The 13,601-nt window shown below is 64.0% G+C and carries 14 protein-coding genes; 8 read left to right on the forward strand and 6 right to left on the reverse strand.

From position 1 onward, the window contains the following. Nucleotides 1-329: 329 nt before the first annotated feature. On the forward strand, nucleotides 330-1,238 hold the full coding sequence (locus tag N5P29_RS06460; RefSeq protein WP_262277804.1) for a Bax inhibitor-1/YccA family protein: 909 nt from the start codon (nucleotides 330-332) through the stop codon (nucleotides 1,236-1,238). 59 nt (nucleotides 1,239-1,297) lie between these two features. On the opposite strand, the gene N5P29_RS06465 is transcribed toward N5P29_RS06460, so the two are convergent. Genes N5P29_RS06465 through galT form a run of 3 tightly spaced genes read right to left on the reverse strand, consistent with a single transcriptional unit; the run spans nucleotide 1,298 to nucleotide 4,895 of the window. Further along, nucleotides 1,298-2,536, reverse strand: coding sequence for an acetyl-CoA C-acetyltransferase (locus N5P29_RS06465; protein ID WP_262277805.1), 1,239 nt, complete (start codon nucleotides 2,534-2,536; stop codon nucleotides 1,298-1,300). Nucleotides 2,537-2,589: 53 nt separating this feature from the next. Next, on the reverse strand, nucleotides 2,590-3,750 hold the full coding sequence (gene galK, locus N5P29_RS06470; protein WP_262277806.1) for a galactokinase: 1,161 nt from the start codon (nucleotides 3,748-3,750) through the stop codon (nucleotides 2,590-2,592). Next, entirely contained in the window at nucleotides 3,747-4,895 is a 1,149-nt protein-coding gene (gene galT / locus N5P29_RS06475; RefSeq protein ID WP_262277807.1) for a galactose-1-phosphate uridylyltransferase, read from the reverse strand. Before galT ends, galK begins: the two co-directional genes overlap by 4 nt. A 122-nt stretch (nucleotides 4,896-5,017) precedes the next feature. Between galT and N5P29_RS06480 the strand changes: the two genes are divergently transcribed. Genes N5P29_RS06480 through N5P29_RS06495 form a run of 4 tightly spaced genes read left to right on the forward strand, consistent with a single transcriptional unit; the run spans nucleotide 5,018 to nucleotide 9,189 of the window. Next, nucleotides 5,018-5,968: an aldose 1-epimerase family protein gene (locus N5P29_RS06480; RefSeq protein WP_262277808.1), complete on the forward strand. Its 951-nt coding sequence runs from the start codon at nucleotides 5,018-5,020 to the stop codon at nucleotides 5,966-5,968. A gap of 60 nt (nucleotides 5,969-6,028) precedes the next feature. Next, nucleotides 6,029-7,309 (forward strand): AI-2E family transporter, encoded by a 1,281-nt coding sequence (locus tag N5P29_RS06485; RefSeq protein WP_262277809.1) that lies wholly within the window; start codon nucleotides 6,029-6,031, stop codon nucleotides 7,307-7,309. Nucleotides 7,310-7,312: 3 nt separating this feature from the next. Next, complete coding sequence (gene ilvA / locus N5P29_RS06490) at nucleotides 7,313-8,551, forward strand: threonine ammonia-lyase (protein ID WP_262277810.1); 1,239 nt, start codon at nucleotides 7,313-7,315, stop codon at nucleotides 8,549-8,551. A 14-nt stretch (nucleotides 8,552-8,565) separates the two neighbouring features. Beyond that, on the forward strand, nucleotides 8,566-9,189 hold the full coding sequence (locus N5P29_RS06495; protein ID WP_262277811.1) for a rhomboid family intramembrane serine protease: 624 nt from the start codon (nucleotides 8,566-8,568) through the stop codon (nucleotides 9,187-9,189). Between the two features lie 144 nt (nucleotides 9,190-9,333). On the opposite strand, the gene greA is transcribed toward N5P29_RS06495, so the two are convergent. Further along, nucleotides 9,334-9,828 carry a transcription elongation factor GreA gene (gene greA / locus N5P29_RS06500; protein WP_144661899.1) on the reverse strand — a complete coding sequence of 165 codons (495 nt, stop codon included), beginning with the start codon at nucleotides 9,826-9,828 and terminating at the stop codon, nucleotides 9,334-9,336. Nucleotides 9,829-9,980: 152 nt separating this feature from the next. Beyond that, nucleotides 9,981-10,439 carry a DUF4307 domain-containing protein gene (locus N5P29_RS06505; protein WP_262277812.1) on the reverse strand — a complete coding sequence of 153 codons (459 nt, stop codon included), beginning with the start codon at nucleotides 10,437-10,439 and terminating at the stop codon, nucleotides 9,981-9,983. 87 nt (nucleotides 10,440-10,526) lie between these two features. On the opposite strand from N5P29_RS06505, the gene mca reads away from it, so the two are divergent. Both mca and N5P29_RS06515 read left to right on the forward strand, forming a co-directional pair. Then, nucleotides 10,527-11,432 (forward strand): mycothiol conjugate amidase Mca, encoded by a 906-nt coding sequence (mca, locus tag N5P29_RS06510; RefSeq protein ID WP_262277813.1) that lies wholly within the window; start codon nucleotides 10,527-10,529, stop codon nucleotides 11,430-11,432. A gap of 106 nt (nucleotides 11,433-11,538) precedes the next feature. Then, nucleotides 11,539-11,844 (forward strand): hypothetical protein, encoded by a 306-nt coding sequence (locus N5P29_RS06515; RefSeq protein ID WP_262277814.1) that lies wholly within the window; start codon nucleotides 11,539-11,541, stop codon nucleotides 11,842-11,844. A gap of 37 nt (nucleotides 11,845-11,881) precedes the next feature. On the opposite strand, the gene trhA is transcribed toward N5P29_RS06515, so the two are convergent. Continuing rightward, nucleotides 11,882-12,523, reverse strand: a complete 642-nt coding sequence (trhA, locus tag N5P29_RS06520; protein WP_262277815.1) for a PAQR family membrane homeostasis protein TrhA — start codon at nucleotides 12,521-12,523, stop codon at nucleotides 11,882-11,884. A 107-nt stretch (nucleotides 12,524-12,630) separates the two neighbouring features. Here trhA and N5P29_RS06525 point away from each other — a divergent pair, with 107 nt between their 5' ends. Beyond that, on the forward strand, nucleotides 12,631-13,434 hold the full coding sequence (locus tag N5P29_RS06525) for an isoprenyl transferase (RefSeq protein WP_262277816.1): 804 nt from the start codon (nucleotides 12,631-12,633) through the stop codon (nucleotides 13,432-13,434). Nucleotides 13,435-13,601: the final 167 nt, after the last annotated feature.

The raw sequence follows: 13,601 nt of genomic DNA on the forward strand, positions 1-13,601 counted from the left end.
TGCCTCAATTGTGATCCAAGTCACCCATGTGTGGCCTATGTTACCGCTCGCGGAGATGAATGAATGCCCAGTTCGGGGGTGCAAAGATCGCGATCAGATAACAACTGTGAAGCTATAGGCAACTATTAATGTAGGAACCCTTAACGAAACATTTGTTGTACGCCAGTGTGCCTAAAGTTTCCCGACGGGCAGCCCGGTACCCAGCGAATTCCGCGCAGGGGTCACGGTTGAGTTTCGTCTCGGTGAACAAGGGAACTTTCCCTGCCGCGCGAGCGTGGTAATTGGTACCGTGAATTATCACTTAGCCCTTTCTCAGGAGGACACCCGTAATGGCACTTGGCGGCAACCCAGTCTTCAACGGAAAGAATTTCCGTGGAGCAAAGCAGGCCCCGCCTGTACCGCACAATCCGTACGGCCAGCAATTCAACCCCGCTGGCCGTGCCCCCGGTCAGGTCATGGACGGCCAGGCCGCATGGTCTGCCCAGCAGCAGAGCATGACCAACGAGCAACTGCAGCAGATGTACAACCAGCCGGCGGCAGGCCCCGCTGACACCGGCCGGATGACTTACGACGACGTCATCATGAAAACCGTCGCCTGCCTGGTGGCGGTCGTGGTCGGCGCCGGCGTGACGCTCCTTGTTGCGCCGGGCCTGTCCAGCCTGCTGATGATTGTCGGCGCACTGGGCGGCTTCGTCCTGGCGCTGGTCAACACGTTCAAGAAGCAGCCGTCGCCGGCACTGATCCTGGCGTATGCGGGACTGGAAGGCCTCTTCCTCGGCGGCCTGACCCGCATTCTCGATGGCATGTACCCCGGCGTCGGCCTGCAGGCCGTCATCGGTACACTTGCCGTCTTCGGCGTCACGCTGGTGCTGTTCAAGAGCGGCAAGGTGCGGGCAACGCCCAAGCTCATGCGGTTCTTTATGATCGCAACCATCGGCTACGCCGTCTTCGCATTGATCAACCTCGTCATGATGTGGACCGGCGCCGTCCAGGAACCCTTCGGCCTCCGTACCAGCATCACGATCGCAGGGATCCCGCTGGGTGTCTTCATCGGCATCCTGGCCATCGGCCTCGCGGCTTTCTCGCTGATCATGGACTTCACCAGCATCGAAGAAGGCGTGCGTGCAGGCGCCCCGGAGCGTTACTCCTGGGTTGCCGCATTCGGCCTCACGGTGACCCTGGTGTGGCTGTACGTGGAAATCATCCGCCTGCTGGCGATTTTGCGGGGCGACGACTAGTCACCAACGATCCAAACGAAGAATGCCCCCGAAGCGATTCGGGGGCATTTTTTGTGGAACTACCTCAGGCGTTCAAATACCACCGCCATGCCCTGGCCGCCGCCGACGCAGAGCGTAGCCAATCCCAAGGTCCCGTCGCGCTCCGCCAAGCCGTTGAGCAGGGTGCTGGTCATCCGTGCACCGGTCATGCCAAAGGGGTGCCCCAGTGCGATGGCTCCGCCGTGGACGTTGAGCTTGTCGGGATCGATTCCCAGTTCGCGGGCGCTGGCGATTACCTGAACGGCAAAGGCCTCGTTGAGCTCCACGAGGTCGATGTCGTCCATGGTCAGTCCGGCCAGGGCGAGGGCGCGACGGGTGGATTCCACCGAGCCCATGCCCATTAGCTCAGGAGAGAGTGCACTGACTCCAGTCGAGACCACGCGCGCCAAGGGTTCCAGGCCGAGCTCGCGGGCCCGGGTGTCGCTCATGACCACTACGGCGGCTGCGCCATCGTTGAGGGGACAGGCATTGCCGGCGGTGACGGTACCCCCTGGGCGGAAGACGGGCTGCAGCGCGGACACCGCTTCCAGGGTCACCCCCGCCCTGGGTGAATCGTCGCGGTCCACCACCACCCCGTCCTTGCGGGTGTAGGGAGTGATATCGCGTGCGTAGAAACCGGACGCGATGTCTGCCTCGGCCCGGTTCTGGCTCAGCACGCCCCACTGGTCCTGCTCGGCGCGGCTGATGCCGTGGCTGGTGGCGACGTTCTCCGCCGTCTGGCCCATGGAGATGTAGATGTCCGGCAAACGGCCGCCAAGCCGTGGATCGGTCCACGGAATGTTGGAGGCAGCCCGGGAGGCAGTGCGCTGGGCAGCGGCCTCGAAGGCGGGGTTGTGGTTGGCGGTGTCGGTTTCGCCCGCGCCCACCCAGTTCCGGTAACGGGAGACGCTCTCCACCCCTGCAGAGACGATCGCGTGCGCTTCTCCGGACTTGATGGCGTGGAAGGCCATCCTCAGGGTCTGGAGGCTCGACGCACAGAAGCGGTTGATGGTCGCCCCGGGCACCCTGTCCAGCCCGGCCAGGACCGCCACCACGCGGGCCATGTTGGATCCTGCCTCGCCGCTTGGTTCGGCGCAACCAAGGAGGATGTCGTCCAATCCCCGCCCGTCCTCGGCTCCGGGGTCGAAGCCCGGGATCCTGGCCAGGGCGGCCTCCACCATGGCCGTGGCGAGGTCGTCGGGGCGCTCGTCCTTGAGGGAGCCTTTGAAGGCGCGGCCTATGGGGCTTCTGGCAGTGGAAACAATGACGGCCTCAGTCATGGCCCCAGCTTACGCCCGGTGTCCTTTCCCGGGCCGGGCGTAAAACATTCCGCTCAGGAAAGCCGAAGCGCACCGGCGGCAGGGGTCACGGTGAAGATGTCCGGTGCGGTGAAGCCCGCCTCCGCGAAGGAACGCACGACGGCGTCCCTCACCTGCTGCTCCAGGCCCACCGGAGTCAGTGCAATGGCCGAGCCACCGAATCCGCCGCCGGTCATCCGTGCGCCGATACTGCCGTTTGCCTTGGCGGTATCCACTGCGAGATCAAGCTCCGGGCAGGAGATCTCGAAGTCGTCCCGCATGGAAACGTGGCTGGCATCCAGCAGCGGCCCGATGCTTGCCGGGCCCTGCGCCCCGAGGACTTCCACTGTCTGGAGCACGCGATCGTTTTCCGTCACAACGTGGCGGACCCGTTTCAGTGTGGTCTCATCCAGCAGCCCGGAAGCTTCCTCCAGGCGCTCGACGCCGACGTCGCGCAGTGCTTTGACGCCAAGGATCTCGGCACCCAACTCACAGGACGCGCGCCTGGAGGCGTAACCGCCGTCGGCATGTGAGTGGGAGACTTTGGTGTCGATGACCAGCAGGACCAAATCCGAGGCCTCGGCGTCGAAAGGGACCAGTTCAACATGCTGGTCCCGGCAATCGAGGAAGACAGCGTGTCCCTTGGCGCCGCGCAACGAGGCCGATTGATCCATGATTCCCGTAGGCGCACCCACGAAGATGTTTTCCGCTTGCTGGGTGGCCAGGACGAGGTCCTCGGCCCCAAAGTCCGCGCCGGTGAGCTCGTTGAGGGCTGAGATGACAGCGCACTCGATTGCGTGGGAGGACGATAACCCCGCGCCCAGGGGGACGTCGGAGTCCAGCAGGAGGTCGAAGCCGGGGACGGTGATGCCACGTTCCTGCAGGGCCCACGCTACTCCCAGCGGATAGCGGGACCAGCCGTCGCCCGAGCCGGGTTCCAGGCCCTCCAAATCGGCCTCCACCATGCCGTGCCCGCCGAAAGTGGACAACATGCGCACAGTGGAATCGTTGCGGACGCGCAATGCCACCCTCGCTGTCCTGTCGATGGCGAAGGGGAGCACGAAGCCCTCGTTGTAATCCGTGTGTTCGCCGATCAGGTTGACCCGTCCCGGTGCCTGCCACACGCCGTCGGGCGCTGCGCCAAAGGTTTCCCGGAAGCGGTCACTGAGGGCAGTGACGTTCGCGGTGGTGGTCATGCTCGGCTGCCTTCCATGGTGTTGTCCGTGGACGGTGCGGCAACGCTGCGCAGCAGCTCCGCCACAGCTTCCGGTGTGGTGTCGTTGATGAAGGCGCCCATGGCTGCCTCAGATCCTGCAAGGTACTTGAGCTTATCCACTGCGCGCCGGGGCGAGGTCAACTGCAGGTGCAGCTGGCCCGCGGGCCGGAGAACGGGGTCCAGGGGCGCCTGGTGCCACGCGGAGATATAGGGCGTGGGCGTGGGGTAGAGGGAGTCGAGCCGCTTCAGCAGGTCCAGGTAGACATGCGAGAGCTCGTCGCGTTCCTCCCCTGTCAGGGCAGCGAGGTCAGGCACGCTGCGGTGGGGGACCAAGTGGATTTCCAGTGGCCAGCGGGCAGCGAAAGGGACATAGGCGCTGAAGTGCTCGGCCTCGAGCACCATGCGGCTGCCGTCGTTGCGTTCGGCCCTGAGCAGCGATGCCGCGAGCGTTTCTTTCGCGTCGACGTCGTCGTAATACTTCCTGGCCACGGCGCCGAGCTGGGCCGCGCGCGGTGTCACGTAGGGGTAGGCGTAAATCTGGCCGTGCGGGTGGTGCAACGTAACGCCGATGTCGGCGCCGCGGTTTTCAAAGGGGAATACTTGTTTGATGCCGGGCAGCGCGCTCAGCGCACCGGTCCGCTGGGCCCACGCTTCGATCACGGTGCGTGCGCGGGTTTCGCCCAGCTCCGCGAAGGAGCCCGTGTGCTGCGGCGTGAAGGCAACTACCTCGCAGCGGCCAAAAGCCTTGCCGGTGATGCCGTGGCCGTTCTGTCCGGGCGCGGGCGCTGCGGGAATGTCGCCCAAAGCCGGCCCCAGCGAGGGGAAACGGTTCTCAAATACCACGACGTCGTAGTCCGCGGCCGGAATCTCGGAAGGGTTCGCGGGTGTGGTGGGGCAGATGGGGCACTGATCAGCCGGGGGGAGGTGCGTTCGGCTTTGCCGGTGGGCGGCGATGGCCACCCAGTCTCCGGACAGGGCGTCGTACCTGACCTCGCCCGGCTCACCGCGGCCCGGAAGCACACGGTGGTCCACCAGCGAGTCCAGCGTCCTCTCCGGGGTTCCGGGATCGTCGAAGTAGATCAGCTCGCGGCTGTCCGCAAGGCGGGTGGTGGTGATGCGACTCATGGATCCATCATTCCATAAGTGACCAATAACGCATAGTTTCTAACAAAAGCTAACATTTCGGATTGAAGGCTGGTGCCGGATCCCGTTGCTGCGGCGATCGGAGAATGCAGTACCGTAATGCCATGCCTGCCTCCTCGTTGCCAGCCGACAGTGCCCACCAACCCGAGCCGCGCCGATTCGCCACTGGCCGGCAGTTCGAACTGCGCCGCGGGGACGCCGTCGCCGTGGTCACTGAACTCGCTGCCGGACTTCGGCTGTACTCACGCGGCGGCGTCCAGCTGACGGAGACATACGGCGACGACGAAATTTCTCCCGGCGCCACCGGCATCACCCTTGCACCTTGGGCCAACCGCGTTGAAGACGGGATTTGGTACCTCGATGGCAAGAAGCAGCAGCTGGATATCACCGAGGTTTCCCGGAACAACGCCAGCCACGGCCTGCTGCGCAATACCGGCTATGTGCTTGTGGACGAATCCGAGTTCTCCGTAACCCTTGAGGCCACGGTCTTTCCGCAGCACGGGTATCCGTTCCTGGTCCAGCACAGGGTGCGCTACGAACTCGACGACGCCCTGGACCTCCGCGTTTCGCAGACGCTGGTCAACCAGTCGCAGAGCCCTGCGCCCTTCGTCCTGGGTGCCCACCCTTACCTCAGGCTCGGCGACACCGCCCCGGAAGACCTGGTCCTCACGGTCAAGGCGCGCACCCGGCTGGTGGCCGATGAGCGGTTGATCCCTCGCAGCACTGCCCCGGCGGATGGCCCCTTCGACTTCTCGTCCGGTACCGCGGTAGGTCCGGCGCTCGTAGACGTCGCGCTAACGGATCTGGCGTTCGACGGCGGCGTGGCCCGCCATACGCTTGCCGGTCCTGACGGCCGCAGTGTCAGCCTGGAGCAGGACGGGAACTGCCAGTACGTACACGTATTCATCACGGACACGTTCCCTGGACGATCAAAGGCGGTGGCGATCGAACCCATGACAGGGCCCGCGAACGCATTCAACAGCGGGGACGGCCTCCGGTGGTTGGCGCCCGGCGGTACTTTCACCATGAACTGGGGCATCGCCGCGTCCCTCTAGCCCCAGGCCCCGCCTGCGGGTCGGTTTCCCATACGGCGCGGGCTGCGGAATTATGGTTTCATGACGCCTACGCCGGACGCCAAGCCCCGTTCTGACCGCCAAATCGCCGAGGACATCCCGTACGGGGTGCGCATCGCTGCCGCCTGGTCCTGGCGTGCAGGACTGATTCTGCTCATGATCGGTGCCCTTGTGTGGCTGCTGGGCAAAGTCAGTTTCCTCATTATTCCGGTGATGGTCGCTGCCCTGCTGGCAGGACTGCTCTACCCGGTGGTGGCCTGGCTGCGCAACCGCAAGGTACCCAATGGGGCCGCGGTTGCCATCACAGTACTTGGCTTCATCGGCGTGATTGCCGGCGCCCTGGCCCTGGTCGGCAGGCAGCTTGTCTCCGGCTTCGGCGAGCTCTGGCAGGAAGCCCTCACAGGAGTCCAGCAAGTCCAGGCCTGGCTCGCGGACGGACCCCTGCACCTGACGGCGGACCAGATCGACAAATACATCGCCGACGGCGCCAACGCTCTCCAGAACAACAGCAGCAGCATCCTCAGTGGCGCCCTGTCCTTCGGCAGCACCGCCGGCCACTTCGCTGCGGGCCTTGTGCTGGCGTTGTTCATCCTGATCTTCTTCCTGCTGGAAGGAAGCCGGATCTGGGCCTTCCTGGTGCGCTTGCTGCCCAAGGCTGCCCGGCGTGCCACAGACGGCGCCGGCCGGCGGGGCTGGACCTCCATGGTCAGTTACGTCCGGATCCAGATGTTCGTCGCTTTCGTGGATGCAGTCGGGATCGGCGTGGGTGCGGCGATCATCCAGGTCCCCTTGGCTTTGCCGCTGGCGGTCCTCGTTTTCATCGGCTCGTTCATCCCCGTGGTGGGTGCGCTGGTCACCGGTGCCATCGCCGTCCTGCTGGCCCTCGTCGCCAACGGGCCCATCAACGCCCTCATTATGCTGGCCATCGTCCTGCTGGTCCAGCAGCTTGAAAGCCACATCCTGCAGCCGCTGGTCATGGGCAAGGCCGTGGCCCTCCACCCGGTTGCTGTGATCCTCACGGTGGCGGCCGGCTCCTATCTGGCAGGCATCCCGGGTGCCCTGTTCGCTGTTCCGCTGCTCGCCGTAGTAAACACGGCCGTTCGCTACATTGCAGGCCGGACGTGGGAACATGATGAAGGGTTGGGCGGCGTCGAACTCCAAACGGCAGCAGGCCACGCTGGCAAGGACAATGACGCCAACTTCAAGGATGTGCACCTTCCCCGGCCCGAATCCCGCCCTGCAAAGGACGGTACCGGCAAGACCAAGGCCTCAGGCAGCAGCTCTGTTGAGCGAACTGTGGCCGACACCAATAAAGGAGAATAGTCAGTGAATACCCTCGATACCCTGCCCGTCACTCTGGACGATGTCCTCAAGGCGCAGGAGCTGCTCGGGGGCATTATTACCAAGACTCCGGTGGAGTCGTCCCGGGCGCTGGGCCACCTTGTTGGCGGGAACGTCTTCTTCAAGTGTGAGAACCTGCAGCGCGCCGGCTCCTTCAAGGTCCGTGGCGCCTATGTGCGCATGGCACGGCTGACAGCCGAAGAAAAGAAGCGCGGCGTCGTAGCGGCCTCGGCAGGAAACCACGCCCAGGGTGTGGCAGTGGCTGCCAAGAGCCTGGGCATCAACGCCAGGATCTACATGCCCTTGGGCGTAGCCCTCCCGAAGCTGGCCGCAACGCGCAGCCACGGAGCTGAGGTCATCCTCCACGGCCATAACGTGGATGAGGCCCTTGCCGAAGCGCAGCGCTACGCCAACGAAACCGGGGCTGTCTTTGTGCACCCCTTCGACAACGTTGACGTCGTAGCCGGCCAAGGCACTATCGGACTGGAGATCCTGGACCAGGTCCCCAACGTCGACACCATCCTCATGGGCGTCGGCGGTGGTGGGCTGCTGGCCGGTGTCGCAGTAGCCATCAAGGCCCGTGCCAAGGAACTGGGCCGCGAGATCAGGGTTATTGGCGTACAGGCAGAAAATGCCGCAGCGTACCCGCCCTCACTGGCTGCCGATGCATTGGTGCCGCTCAAGAAGGTTTCCACCATGGCCGACGGTATCGCCGTCGGACGGCCGGGCCAGTTGCCGTTCAGCATCATCCGCGAACTCGTGGACGACGTCGTGACCGTCAGCGAAGACTCGTTGGCCCGCGCCCTGATCTTCCTGCTGGAACGGGCCAAGATGGTAGTTGAACCCGCCGGTGCCGTCGGAGTAGCCGCCCTCATGGACGGCAAGATCGAAAACCCGGGGAACACCGCCGTCGTGCTTTCCGGCGGCAACATCGATCCTATGCTGATGCTCAAAGTCATCCAGCGCGGTTTGTCGGCCGCAGGCCGGTTCATGACGGTACGCATGATGCTCGATGACCGGCCCGGCTCGCTGGCCACCATCGCCCGCATCATCGCCGAGAACGACGCCAACGTCACCGGTCTGGACCACACGCGCCTGGGCGGTTCCATCAGCATGGGCGATGTCTCCATCACCATCAACCTGGAAACGAAGGGCCACGAGCACGGTGAGCAGGTCCTCGGCGCGCTGCGGGCTGAGGGCTTCCAGCCGATCGTGGTGCACTGACGGGAGGGGCGCCCATGGTGCTGGGAACACCTGAGGGATCAAAGGCCGACGCCGAGGAGTCGCTGGCGGGGCGGGCGAAGGGCGGGCTGCTCTTCATGGGCGGTTTCGTGATCCTGCTCTATGTCATCGAAATCCTGAACACGCTGATGCGGCATGCCCTTAATGCAACCTTCGGGCTGCGACCCCGTTCCATGGATGGCTTCCTGGATATCCTGACCTTTCCGTTGCTGCACGCTAACTTCAACCACCTGAATTCCAACACGTTGCCGTTGATCATTTTCGGCTTCCTGGTGTTCCTGTCCGGGATCCGTGTCTTCATCACGGCTCTGGCTTTCAGTTGGCTGGGCTCCGGACTGACCGTGTGGCTCATCGGCGGGGGAGGGGTAACCGTGGGAGCCTCCGGCCTGGTGTTTGGTTTCTTCGCGTTCCTGCTGGTCCGGGGCTTCTTCAACAGGAGCTGGTGGCAGATCCTGCTCTCCGTGGTGCTGTTCATGGCCTACGGCAGCATCCTGTTCGGCGTTCTGCCTACGGTGATGGGCTACATTTCCTGGCAGGCGCATCTCGGCGGAGCGGTGGGCGGCATCATTGCTGCGATACTGCTCCGCCCCAAGCCGGCAACCGCCATCCCCGCCCGCTGACCCAACCAGGGGACAGCAGATGCTCCACTGAGCCCTCATAGCGACGTTTGCTGTCCCCCAGTTGGGTAGCCGGGCAACGTAAAACGCCGGCCCCCTCCGCGAAGGAGGGGGCCGGCGTCGTCGTTTTATGGCGCTGTGTAAGCGTTAGCCGGAGTACGGCTTGGCGGAGACGATTTCCACCGCGATTTCCTTGCCGTTAGGAGCGACGTAGCTGAGGCTGTCGCCTTCCTTGTGGCCGATGATGGCTGCACCGAGGGGCGACTTCTCGCTGAAGACGTCCAGATCGGAGTCTCCGGCAATTTCACGGGAGCCCAGCAGGAAGGTCTCTTCGTCGCCGGCAATGCGGGCAACAACCAGCATGCCGGGTTCGACGATTCCGTCGTCTGCCGGCGCCTCGCCTACGTGGGCGTCGCGAAGGAGGACGGTCAGCTGGCGGATGCGGGCTTCGATCTTGCCCTGCTCTTCCTTGGCTGCGTGGTAACCGCCGTTTTCCTTGAGGTCGCCTTCCTGGCGGGCAGCTTCGATCTTCTGGACGATTTCCGCCCGGCCAGCGCCGGAAAGGTGGTCCAGCTCAGCCTTCAAGCGGTCGAAAGCTTCCTGGGTAAGCCAAGCCGCAGTGGCGCTGTTGGTGGTAGACACGGATTTCTCCTCTGGATCTGACAATGCAAAAGACCCCGCCTCGCTGGCCACTCGTACAACTCAGTAACCAACTTAACGGGGTGAAGGTTTCATCCATTGTAGTAAATCCTCTGGACGAACCCAAACCCGTTGAGCCGTGGGTCACACAGTTGTTATTTCCCGCTGTCCACAATCCAGCAGTTGTCCACGACGCCGGAGACAGCGGGCGACTCGGTCCGCAGGGTTGTCCGCTGGATGGTGGTCCGCCCGCCATCCGGGGTGTTCTCGGGCTGGTTTGCGCCGATTTCCACCACTTCCCAGCCCACCACGGCGAACTTGGAGTCCAAGGCCTTGATGGCACACTTTGCGGTGGCGCCGGGGGATTTGGTGACTTGGTAGTCCACTTCGGCCTGGGTGTCATCCACCGTGCTGTAGCCAATGTCCTTGAACGTAACTGGAGCCTGCGCGGACCCGGTCGCGACATAGGCGGCCAGCCCGATGGCAACCACCAATGCGGCAATGACGATGTTCCGCATGGTTTTGCGTGTCATGGCGCGCTTTTGACCGCCGTAGCGATTGGCTAGGCTGGTGCTTGCCGGTACGTGGGTGGCCGAAGGGTCCTCTGAAGTCACCCATCCAGTTTAGTGCCGAACCGTGTGGCTCCCTGCCGCCCCACGAGCCACACCCTGAGACCAGATCCATGAAAGAGGAGCCGTCACGTGAGTGCGTCCAGCAGTTCCGACCAGCAGCTGCGGCTGCTCGCCGTTCACGCCCATCCGGACGACGAGTCCAGCAAGGGTGCAGCAACCATGGCGATGTACGCTTCGGCCGGCGTGGAAGTCATGGTCGCCACGTGCACGGATGGATCACGCGGAGACATCCAGAACCCCGCGATGGAGGATGCCCCGCATCCCAAGCGTGACATGGCAGGCGCGCGCCGCCTGGAGATGGCCAACGCGGCGGCCGTCCTGGGCATCCAGCAGCGCTGGCTCGGTTTCGTGGACTCCGGACTGCCCGAGGGCGATCCCCTTCCGCCGCTTCCGCCGGGATGCTTCGCGCTGCAGCCGCTTGAGCGGGCTACGGCGCCGCTGGTGCGCCTGGTCCGTCAATTCAAGCCCCACGTCATCCTCAGCTATGACGAAAACGGCGGATACCCGCACCCGGACCACATCATGGCCCACAAGGTGGCCGTTGAAGCGTTCGAGGCGGCAGGCGATCCTGAACGGTATCCGGGCATGGGCGAGGCATGGACACCTCACAAGCTCTATTACGACCGCGCCTTCAGCCCTGCACGTTTCCGTGCCCTGCACTTCGCCCTCGAAGAGGCAGGCCTGCAGTCTCCTTACGCTGAGCGGTTGGCGGCGTGGTTGGAGGCCGACGCCGAGGGGCACACACCGCCCACAGGTGGTCATGAGACCACTACCCAGATTGACTGCGGCGACTTCTTCGAGGTCCGGGACGACGCCCTGCGCGCGCACCGGACCCAGATCGACCCCTTGGGCTTCTTCTTCGCCGTTTCCCCGGAGCTGCAGCGGACCGTCTGGCCGTGGGAGGACTACACCCTGATCAAGTCCCGGGTGAGCTCCGAACTGCCGGAAAAGGACCTGTTCGCAGGGATAAGATAGGAGCATCGGTAGTTTCTATCGTTCGTAGAAATTGCCGGATGACCCACCAGCATCCCGGTCGCGCTTCGCCGGCCGGCCCGCACCAGTTCCCATAGAAGGTTTGACCGTGCACCACTTGATTCTCGCCCTGACCGTCTCTCCGTCGCCCGATCCCACGGGCACGCTGCGGCCTGGCCTGTCCGAGGATCAGGTGACGCCGGGCACTTGGGGCTTTGTCCTCACGGCCTTCATCGTGATCCTCACGACGTTCCTGATCGTGGACATGGTCCGCAGGATCCGGCGCGTCCGCTACCGCGCACAGGTGGAGGAAGCCCGCCTGGCGGCCGAGGCCGGTGGATCTTCCGAGGACGGTAACCCGGCTGGAGGACGCGGCCCCGCCGACGGGAACGACGACGGCGGCCAGGCTCGCTGAAGGCGGCGCGGGACAGTCCTGGGCCGGGTGCCCGTGACTAGCTCAGTACCGCCATCATGATGGCGATGAAGTGTGCCGCGAAGGCGAAGACCGTAAACGCGTGGAACAGCTCGTGGAAGCCAAAATGCTGCACGCTGAAGTTCGGCCTTTTGAGGGCGTAGAACACGGCGCCGGCAATGTACAGGGCACCGCCGACACAAATCAGGATCGCGGCGGCAGCGTTCGCGGCGAAGAACTGCGGCAGGTAGAACAATGCGCCGCACCCGAGGGCGATGTACACCGGCACGTAGAGCCAGCGCGGGGCGTGGGTCCACAGCACGCGGAACAGTACGCCGACGATCGCTCCGGACCACACCAGCCAGAGCAGCGTGATGGCTTCAGGGCGTGCCAGCAATGACCAGGCCAGCGGTGTATAGCTGCCGGCGATCACCAGCATGATGTTGGTGTGGTCCAGGCGCTTGAGCAGCACGCGGACCTTGGGGGACCAGTTTCCACGGTGGTACACGGCGGAAACGCCGAACAGCAGGAAGCCGGTCAGCGCGTAGATGGCTGAGGTGATTTTGCGGTCCGGGGTCGGGGCAACTGTCACCAGGACGATCCCTGCTGCAAGGGCGAACGGGGCGGCAACCGTGTGGATCCACCCGCGCCAGAGGGGCTTGGTTTCGAGGAGCTCGGCCATGCTTCAAGGATAACCTACGTTCCGGTAGGTTACTTGGGGGTAACAAGGGCGGAGCGGTTTTTGACTGCCTGCTGCAGCGGCTCACCACGTTGGGAAGGTAGCCTTGGATGTGCGTCGTCGTACAAGCAAGGAAGTCAGGTGAGTGTCCGGTGGAGCTGCCCGGTTTCCTCTATGGCTTCTATGAGCGCAAACTCCTGCGTTCCCTTCAGCAGGACCAGATCCCACGCCACATCGGCGTGATGGTGGACGGCAACCGCCGTTGGGCGCGCCAGTTCAATGCCCCGACCAGCCAGGGCCACCAGGCCGGGGCCGACAAAATCCATGAGTTCCTGGGCTGGTGCCAGGAATTGGGCGTCAAGGTCGTCACGCTCTACATGCTCTCCACCGACAACATGAACCGGTCCGGTGAAGAGCTGGACCTGCTCATGGGCATCATCGCCAACACCATGGACCGCCTGGACGAGGACGAGGACGTGTCCGTTCATGCCATGGGCGCGCCGGAACTGCTGCCGGACTACCTCGCCGAGCGGCTGAATAAACTCACGTCCCGGACGCCGGTGCATGAAAAGATCCACGTCAACGTCGCCGTCGGCTATGGTGGCCGCCGCGAAATCGTCGACGCCGTCAGGGAACTTCTGCACGACGCCGCCTCAAAGGGGCGGACCATGGCAGAAGTCGCAGATGAACTTTCGGTGGACGATATCTCCCGCTTCCTTTACACCCGCGGCCAGCCGGACCCGGACCTCGTCATCCGCACGTCAGGTGAGCAGCGGCTCTCCGGCTTCCTGATGTGGCAAAGCGCCTACAGCGAGTTCTATTTTTGCGAAGCGCTGTGGCCCGCTTTCCGCAAGGTCGATTTCCTGCGGGCCCTGAGGGATTACGCGGGCCGGCAACGCCGCTTCGGAACCTGATCACGCGCCGGTTCACCGAAAATTAACGAGCCCGACACGCGACTTGCCGGGAACGGATTGCGGAAATGAATGTGTCGGGGATTACGTTAATCCCATCAGCAGGCAAAACCGCCCGCTGATCGGGGAGGCCAGTATATGGAGCGGAACATCGCACCAGTTACATGGGA

Source organism: Paenarthrobacter sp. JL.01a (genome assembly GCF_025452095.1).
Classification (GTDB): domain Bacteria; phylum Actinomycetota; class Actinomycetes; order Actinomycetales; family Micrococcaceae; genus Arthrobacter.

Excerpts from the sequence above, each read along its gene's own strand:
- N5P29_RS06460 (WP_262277804.1), top strand. The coding sequence starts at position 330 with ATGGCACTTGGCGGCAACCCAGTCTTCAACGGAAAGAATTTCCGTGGA.
- N5P29_RS06465 (WP_262277805.1), bottom strand. The coding sequence starts at position 2,536 with ATGACTGAGGCCGTCATTGTTTCCACTGCCAGAAGCCCCATAGGCCGC.
- galK (WP_262277806.1), bottom strand. The coding sequence starts at position 3,750 with ATGACCACCACCGCGAACGTCACTGCCCTCAGTGACCGCTTCCGGGAA.
- galT (WP_262277807.1), bottom strand. The coding sequence starts at position 4,895 with ATGAGTCGCATCACCACCACCCGCCTTGCGGACAGCCGCGAGCTGATC.
- N5P29_RS06480 (WP_262277808.1), top strand. The coding sequence starts at position 5,018 with ATGCCTGCCTCCTCGTTGCCAGCCGACAGTGCCCACCAACCCGAGCCG.
- N5P29_RS06485 (WP_262277809.1), top strand. The coding sequence starts at position 6,029 with ATGACGCCTACGCCGGACGCCAAGCCCCGTTCTGACCGCCAAATCGCC.
- N5P29_RS06495 (WP_262277811.1), top strand. The coding sequence starts at position 8,566 with ATGGTGCTGGGAACACCTGAGGGATCAAAGGCCGACGCCGAGGAGTCG.
- trhA (WP_262277815.1), bottom strand. The coding sequence starts at position 12,523 with ATGGCCGAGCTCCTCGAAACCAAGCCCCTCTGGCGCGGGTGGATCCAC.
- N5P29_RS06525 (WP_262277816.1), top strand. The coding sequence starts at position 12,631 with ATGTGCGTCGTCGTACAAGCAAGGAAGTCAGGTGAGTGTCCGGTGGAG.